Consider the following 7,512-nt stretch of genomic DNA (forward strand, 5'->3'; position numbering starts at 1 on the left):
ACAAACCCCAGCCCCCAGCAAACTCCACCCGCCAACGAATCCCGCCCGCCGACCGGCACGTCGCGAACCACAACGCGAAAACTCCCGGGCAAACGTTGCCTGATACAGCACTACATATGATTCCTGCTTCATCACCATGAGCCAACGCGCCGCGGCCAGGTCGCGGCAGCCCGACAACAGCATCGCCTGCTCGAGTCCGCTCCGTAGGATCTCCAGCGCTGGCAGCACCGGCAGCACCGGCAGCCGACTGCCGCCGGATCCCACGGCGTCCGACGGGTTTCGACGCGAGGCACGATATCGCCCTTCTGCGATCGGAAGGTCGTCTAGTCGGTCACACTGGCGCTGCGGCAGTTGAAGCAACCTCGAGCCGGGCGGGGTCTGCGGCGGCCGGCGGTCCCTCGGCGCCGAACTCACGCCACTGCCGAAGCGCCATTCCGATGCCGATGGCCCCGGCGAGCATGCCCGCCGCGAGGGGGAAGTAGGCTGCGGGCCCGAAGGCGCCGACCACGCTGCCGGCGAACAGCGCTGAGAGCGGGAAGACCCCGAAGCTCGCCAGCATCAGCAGCCCGGTGAGCCGGCCGAGCAGTTGCGGCGGTGCCCAGCGCTGGAACAGGGTGATCATCACGATGTTGCCGAAGCCGTTGCCGAGGCCGAAGCCGGCCAGGGCGGCCCCGTCCCAGCCGACGCCGCCGAGCCAGGGCGCCACGGCGAGGCACACTGCGGCGAGGAGGAACGCGCCCGAGCCGAGCATCGCCGGACGTCGGACCCGGCGGGTACGGCCGGCCGCGACTGTGCCGAGCAGCGAGCCCGCCGCGATGGCGGCGATGAGCACGCCGTAGCCCGCAGCATCGGTATGCAGCGGGCCACGGGCCAGCGCAGCGAGTGCCACCTGGCTCAAGCCGCCGGAGCCGAGGTTCGCCGCTACCGTGATCAGCAGCACGACGAGCAGGACCGGTGAGGTCCTCAGCAGGACGGTGAGCTTCGGCGGCTTTGCGCCGGGAGCGGATTCGGCGAGGGCGGGAGCCGGCTGAGCCTGGGCCGCGGCGGCGGCTGAAACGCCGGCCGTACCGCGCCGCGCGCCGCGGACACCGAGCAGGGTCAGCGCCGAGACGGCGAAGGTGAACGCGTCGAACGCGAACACGGACGAGGCTCCGACGGCTGCCACGAGCAGGCCGCCGAGCGCCGGGCCGACCAGCGCGGCGGCCTGCGTGCCACCGGACAGCAGGGCGTTGCCGGCCTGCAGGCCGGCGTCCGGCAGCAACGCGGGGACGATCGCGAACGAGCCGGGCAGGAATATCCCCTCCCCCGCGCCGATGGCCGCGGCGATCGGCACCAGAATCCACAGCTGGACCGGACCGAGCGCGGCCGTCACGGCCAGACCCGCGACCGCGACGGCCCGGACCGCGTCCGCGCCCAACATGACTGTCCAGGGCCGCCACCGGTCGCTCGCCTGCCCGCCGACGAGCAGCAGTGCGGTACGCGGCACCCCGTAGGCGAACAGCACCGTGCTGAGCATGAGCGAGCCGCCGTGCCCGACCAATACGTACCAGGGCAGGGCTACCGCGTAGAAGGCGTCACCCAGGCTCGAAGCGAGCTGGCCGCCCGCCAACAACCGGAAGTCCCGGTGCCGCAACGGCCTCGACTCCGGCGGCTTCGTGTCTTGCGCAGTGTCCTTATACGCACCCTCGATATACGCACCCTCAATCCGCTCGGTGTTCTTCTGCCTGCGCACAGCGGAACCTACTTCCCGTCCTCGATGGTGGGCATTGGACTCTCGGAACAAGCTCGCGGCAGCCGGTTCGCACGACGGCGCACAGGTGAGTGAGGCGGCCGCGGGTCAGGGCAGCTCGGCGGCTCCCGCGATGCTCCGCGCTGCCTCGTCGAGCATCGCGGCGGCCTCGGCCCAGCGGCCGCGCCGGGCGGCCAGCAGGCCGCGCTGGCTGCTCATCCGCTCACGGAGCAGGTCGACTGCGTGCACGACGGTGCCGCCTCCGGGACCGCCGCCATAGGCGCAGGCCGCAGCCACGGCCGCGGGGGCCAGGTCCGTACCGTGCGCGCCGTCGGCATCGAGCCGCGCCCCCGCGTCGAGGGCGGCGAGCACGCGGCGGCCGACCTCGTGGTGCGCGGTGCGGAACGGGACTCCGGAGGCCACCAACCGCTCCGCCAGGTAGGTGGCCGCCGTGAAGCCGTCGGCGGCGCGCTGGTCCATCCGTTGCTCGTCCGGCGTGGCGCCGTCGACGACCAGCCGCAGCAGGGTGGCCGCATCGACGCCCTCGCGAAGGCCCGGCCACAGTTGCCGCACCGCCTCGGTGCCGACGGCGATCGCGTTCGTGTACCCCGCGGAGGCCATCGCGGACACGGCGCCGACGTAGTGGCCAAGGCTCGCCGATGCCTTTCCCTGGATGTATTCGAGCAGGAAGGGGTTGCGCTTTTGCGGCATCATCGAGCTCGAACCCACTAGATCGTCGGCCAGGTGCAGCAGGCCGGACTCCTCGCTCGTCCATACGCTCAGATCGCGCGCGACCCGGGTGACGGTGACCCCGAGGGTCGAGACCCCGGCGAGCAGGCGCAACACGAACTCGCGCGAGGCGACGGCGTCCACCGAGTTCACCGCGACGCCGGTGAAGCCGAGCAGTTCGGCGGTGCGCGCGGGGTCGATCGGAACCGAGGTGCCGCCGACCGCGCCGGCCCCGAGCGGGTTGACCTCGATCTCGGAGCCCGCCGCCACCAGGTCGGTGTAGCCGCGCACCACCGAGGCGGCCACGCCGACGAGGTAGTGGCCGAACGTGATCGGCACCGCGGGCTGGCCGTGCGTGTAGGCCGGCATGACGACGTCCTGATATTTCACGGCCCGGTCGAGCAGAGTCTCGGCCAGCGCGTCCACGGCGTCCAGCAACTGGAGGCAATGCTCGCGGGCCCGCAGCCGGACGGTGGTGGCGCCCAGGTCGTTGCGCGACCTGCCGGTGTGCAGGACGCCGCCGACCTCCTCGCCGAGCAGTTCGGACAGCAGTCCTTCGTAGGCGAGGTAGACCCCGCGCGGCATCGGCCGGTCACGCAACTGGGCGAAGGCGGTGCCGCGCAGCCGTTCGATCTGCGCGAGCAGGCGCGCCGCGTGTGCGGCCTCGATGACGCCGCGCTCGGTGAGCATCACCAGATGGGCGCGGTCGACCTCACTGATCAGGCGGAGCTCCTCGGCGGCGTCGGCGGCCGGATCCGCGCCGTACACGATGGCGTGGGCCTGCGGATTCAGCGCCGTGCTCAGTCGGCCCGTCCGCACGCCCCCGTCGTCGTCAGCCGCCGCGTCCCGCACCGCCGTGCGCAACCGCACCAGGCCGAGATCCGCGGCGGCCGGCGCCGCGCCGTCGGTTCGCTCGGCGGCGCTGATGATGTGTCCGAACCGGCCGCGGAAATCCTCAGCAGGCTCTACCGCGGCGCCGGCGTCGCGGTAGAGCTCGGCGGCGGCCACGCCGTCCACGGCGAGCGCGGCGGCCTTGGCCTGAACCGCGTCCTGGACCACACCGGGCCGTTCGGCCATCAGGAACCTGATGGACGCCGACCCCGCCGCGCGCCCGGGCAGCTCGGCCGGCAGGCCGACCGCGGCGCGGACCTGGGCCTGGATCAGGTCGACACCGTAGGCGCGGCGCAGTAGGTCGGGGATCATTCCGCCCGCCAACCGGGGATTGACCTCGACGATCCGCGCGCCGTCCGGGCCGAGGCGAAGCTCCACGTGGACCGCGCCCCAGTCCAGGCCCAGGGCCGCCACCGCCGCCTCGGCGGCCTCGATGAGCAGCCGTGCCCGGTCCGCGGGCAGGCGCGAGGGCGTATCGTGCCCGGTCTCGACGAACCACGGCGGCGGCCCGAGGTGCTTGTCCACGGTCGCCACCGACCGGCCGCAGAACACCTCCACCGAGTGCTCCGACCCGGTCAGGTACTGCTCGACCAGGATCTCGGCCGGCACCGGCAGACCGCGCTCGTTGCCGGGGGCTTGCAACAGCCGCGCCGCGTGGGCCTCGGCCTGCTCCCGATCCGCGCAGAGCCGCACACCGACGCTGCCCGAACCCTGACACGGCTTGACGACGACGGGATACCGGATGCCCGCGGCGCGCACTTGGGCGACTGTGCGCGCGGCGGCGAAGGCCGGCCCGGCCACACCCGCGGCACGCAGGATCTCGCGCTGCTCGCGCTTGTCCCGGCAGGCCCGCACCGCCTCCGGAGCGGGCCCCGGCAGGCCCAGCGCCCGGGCACACGCCGCGGCGGTCGCGATGTAGTACTCCGAGCTCGACGTCACGCCGGCTATCTGCCAGTCCTCGGCCAGCGCTCGCACGCGGTCCAGCACGGTGCGCTCATCCGAGGTGTCGATCAGCACGTGCTCAAGCCCGTCCTGCGCCACATAGGCGTAGCGGCCGGGATCGGCGGTCAGCAGCACCGGGGTGATCCCCAGGTCCGCCGCGCACCGCGCGAACTGGCGCCCGGTGCCGGTGGTGTTGCTCTCGATCAGCAGCAGGACGCGCCTCATTGTCGGGCCCCTGCTCCCATGACCTCCGCGTAGCTTCGCCGCGCCCACGCCAGCCGCGTCCACTGCCCGGGAGCATCGAGCGGGTGCGACACCTGGAGCGGCTCCTGCGGCCGCTCGGCCATATCCATGTCCTGCTTCGACAGCCATTCGGCGTTGTAGACGGTCTGCTGGTAGCGGTACCCCTCGTCGGGCAGGACCGCCAGCACCTTGCGCTCGGGATGCAGCCGCGCCCACCAGGCCGCCGCCAGGAACGACGCACCGCTGGTCGGACCCATGAACAGGGCGTGCCGACGGTACAGCGCGTGGGTGGCGCGGAACGCCTCCTCGGCGGTGACCCAGTGCACTTCGTCGTAGGCGGTGTAGTGGACGTTGTCGGGGTGGATGCTGCTGCCGAGGCCGCGCAACAGGCGGCGGGCGGCGGGCTGGCCGAAAATCGTGCTGCCGTGCGTATCGACGCCGATCAGATGCATCGACTCGCGTGCGGCCCGCAGCGCGCGGGCCAGACCGCCGCTGGAGCCGCCGGACCCGACCGGGCCGACCAGGCAGTCCACCGCGCCGACCGTATCGAGGACCAGGTCGCCGACGATCTCATAGGAACGCCCGTTGTCCGGGTTGCCGTACTGGTTCGGTACGAAACTCCCCGGGTTCTCGCGGCGCAACTGCTCCAGCCGGTCCAGGCGCGCGCCCTGGATACCGCCGGGGTGCCCGTTCTCGGCCACGATCTCGACGCGGGCGCCGAGCATCTCCAGCCGGGTCTTGAGCTCGGCGTCGACGGCGGCGTCGCCGACGATGGTGAGCGGGTAGCCGCGCAGACCGCAGACCAGTGCCAGGCCGAGGCCGAAGGTGCCGGAGGAGGTCTCCAGCACCGGGGTACCCGGGGTGAGGAGCCCGGCGGCCTCGGCCCGGGCGATGATGTAGCGGGCGGGCAGCAGCTTCATGAGGCTGAACGCCGCCGCGTAGAGGTTGTCGGTGAGCCGGATGATCCGCGGCAGCTCGGTGGCCTCGACCACCGAGGAGAACGGTCGGCCGGTCCTGGGCTCCGCGATCGCAGTTGAACTAGTCACCGGTGGTGAACCTCCATTGCTCGTCGTATCCGAGATCTCGCAGCAGCCTGCGCGCCGTCTCCACCCGCGGGCCGAGGTCCGGGGTGTACCGGTCGAACATGAGACCGCCGATGTCGCCGCTGTGCGCGGTGTGGACGCCGACCGCGCCGACCTCGGTGGCGGCCGCGCAGACCGCTTCCAGGTGCGGGATCGGCAAGTGCTTCTGGTTGATCCGGGTACTCGCCGTGGCGACCTCGCCCATCAGGGCGGCGTCCTGGGCGGCCACGGCGTGGCGCAGCATGGAGCGCAGCTCGTCGAAGCGGTCGAGTTCCGCGGTGTCGTAGCGGGCGGGCGTGAACGACAGGGTGTCAACCGGGTCGCCGGTGCCGAATCCGAGTACGTGCACCGGTGGCAGTTCGGCGCCGAAGTCCTCGATCAGCTCGCCCTCCCGGTGTGCGAACAGCACGGCGGTCTGCTCGAACATCAGCGAGTCCGAGGCCCCCTCGGCCTCGACCGTGATCCTGGCGACCGTCTCGCGCGGCAGCACCAGGCCGAAGGCATCGGCGACCGCGTAGATCGAGGCGAGCACATCGCTGGTCGAGGAGCCGAAGCCGCGGCACAGCGGCACATCGCTGTCCACTTCGAGGTAGCCGCCGAACCGCTCACCGGTCAGCAGAGCGACCTCGCGCAGGGCGAGCTCGGCGCCGCGCAGCGCCTTGCGCCGCCAGGGCGGGCGCACGCGCACTCGGTCGGCGATCTCGGGGGCGAACTTGGCCTGGGCGCGATAGAGCCGGCAGGGGAGGGTGACCAGCCCCCTGTGGATCCGTCCATCGACCCGAAAGGCCCCTTGCAGGACTTCGCCGTGGTGGATCGGGGCGGAAGCCGCGCCGATTCGCACAGTGCTCTGATTCACGGGGTCCTCGCCCACCCAGGAACGCTCGCCGCCTCGAACCCGGTCCGGCAGCGTACGGCGGCCGTCCGCATAAGCCCGCGGACCGGGCGCCGGGGTCACGTCAGGCACCAATCGAGAACCGCCATGGCGGCGGTCATCTTGTGGTGTGCCTGGCGCCAGGCACGGCTGGCCGGGCCGTCGAGCACCGTGCCGTCGACCTCGTCGCCCCGGACTGCGGGCAGGTCATGCAGGAACACCGTGTCCGGTCCACGGAACCGATCGAACAGCGCGGCGTCGACCCGGTACCCCTGGAAGGCCGTGAGCCAGTCCGGGTCGGCCTTGTCCACGCCCATGGTCTGCCAGCGGCTGGTATAGACCGCGTCGACTCGGCCGGTGACATCGTCGAAGCTCTCATGCTGGTCGACCTGATGCCGGCCGGCGGACAGCTCGGCGGCGGCGTCCAGCAGGCTCTTGGGCAGCCCGTAGCCCGCAGGACAGACCAGGGTGAGCCGGAACCCGGGGGTCAGCGCGGCGGCCAGCGCGAGCGCCGCGGCGGTGCTGTTGCCCTCTCCGGCGTAGAGCAGGTGCCGGCCGCCGAGCTCGCCGAACTCCTCGGTCAGCGTGGCGAGGTCGGCCACCGCCTGGGTGGGGTGCTCGTTCTCCGTCAGGGCATTGACGATGGCGGGGCGGCCGGCGGCGCCGAGCCGCCGCAGTTCCGCGATGTCGCCGTTGGTCCGCACCACGAGAGCGTCGAGGTATTCGCCGAGCACCCGGGCGGTGTCCTCAAGGGTCTCGCCGGTGTTCAACTGAAGATCCCCGGGCCCGTATGTGATGACGCGGGCGCCGAGCCGGGTCGCCCCGGCCCAGAAGGAGGTTCGGGTCCGGGTCGAGGTCTTGAGGAACAGGATGCCGACGGCACGGTCCGCGAGGACCTTCTCGAACGGCCCCGGAGCTCCGTAGCGGACCGCGTTGCGGACCACGTCGTCGAGTTCTGCGGAGGTCAGGTCGGTCAGGGAAAGGAAATTGCGCATGATTCACCAATCAGTGGGGTTCGGGTGGGG

The 7,512-nt window shown here is 72.1% G+C and carries 5 protein-coding genes; all 5 read right to left on the reverse strand.

Features of this window, described 5'->3' with window-relative positions; translation table 11 throughout:
• Positions 1 to 331: 331 nt before the first annotated feature.
• Positions 332 to 1,732, reverse strand: a complete 1,401-nt coding sequence (locus KGQ19_RS46065; protein ID WP_212021528.1) for an MFS transporter — start codon at positions 1,730 to 1,732, stop codon at positions 332 to 334.
• A 105-nt stretch (positions 1,733 to 1,837) separates the two neighbouring features.
• On the reverse strand, positions 1,838 to 4,516 hold the full coding sequence (gene argH, locus KGQ19_RS46070) for an argininosuccinate lyase (RefSeq protein WP_212021529.1): 2,679 nt from the start codon (positions 4,514 to 4,516) through the stop codon (positions 1,838 to 1,840).
• A complete protein-coding gene (locus KGQ19_RS46075; protein WP_212021530.1) occupies positions 4,513 to 5,580 on the reverse strand; it encodes a PLP-dependent cysteine synthase family protein in 1,068 nt (355 codons plus the stop codon). Before KGQ19_RS46075 ends, argH begins: the two co-directional genes overlap by 4 nt.
• Complete coding sequence (locus KGQ19_RS46080; protein ID WP_212021531.1) at positions 5,573 to 6,487, reverse strand: GHMP family kinase ATP-binding protein; 915 nt, start codon at positions 6,485 to 6,487, stop codon at positions 5,573 to 5,575. Before KGQ19_RS46080 ends, KGQ19_RS46075 begins: the two co-directional genes overlap by 8 nt.
• A gap of 80 nt (positions 6,488 to 6,567) precedes the next feature.
• Positions 6,568 to 7,482 carry an ornithine carbamoyltransferase gene (locus KGQ19_RS46085; protein WP_212021532.1) on the reverse strand — a complete coding sequence of 305 codons (915 nt, stop codon included), beginning with the start codon at positions 7,480 to 7,482 and terminating at the stop codon, positions 6,568 to 6,570.
• Positions 7,483 to 7,512 lie beyond the last annotated feature (30 nt).

Origin of the sequence: Catenulispora pinistramenti, from assembly GCF_018274385.1 — a bacterium.
GTDB classification, from domain to species: Bacteria; Actinomycetota; Actinomycetes; order Streptomycetales; family Catenulisporaceae; genus Catenulispora; species Catenulispora pinistramenti.

Coding starts and splice junctions, on each gene's coding strand:
- argH (WP_212021529.1), bottom strand. CDS start 4,516: ATGAGGCGCGTCCTGCTGCTGATCGAGAGCAACACCACCGGCACCGGG.
- KGQ19_RS46085 (WP_212021532.1), bottom strand. CDS start 7,482: ATGCGCAATTTCCTTTCCCTGACCGACCTGACCTCCGCAGAACTCGAC.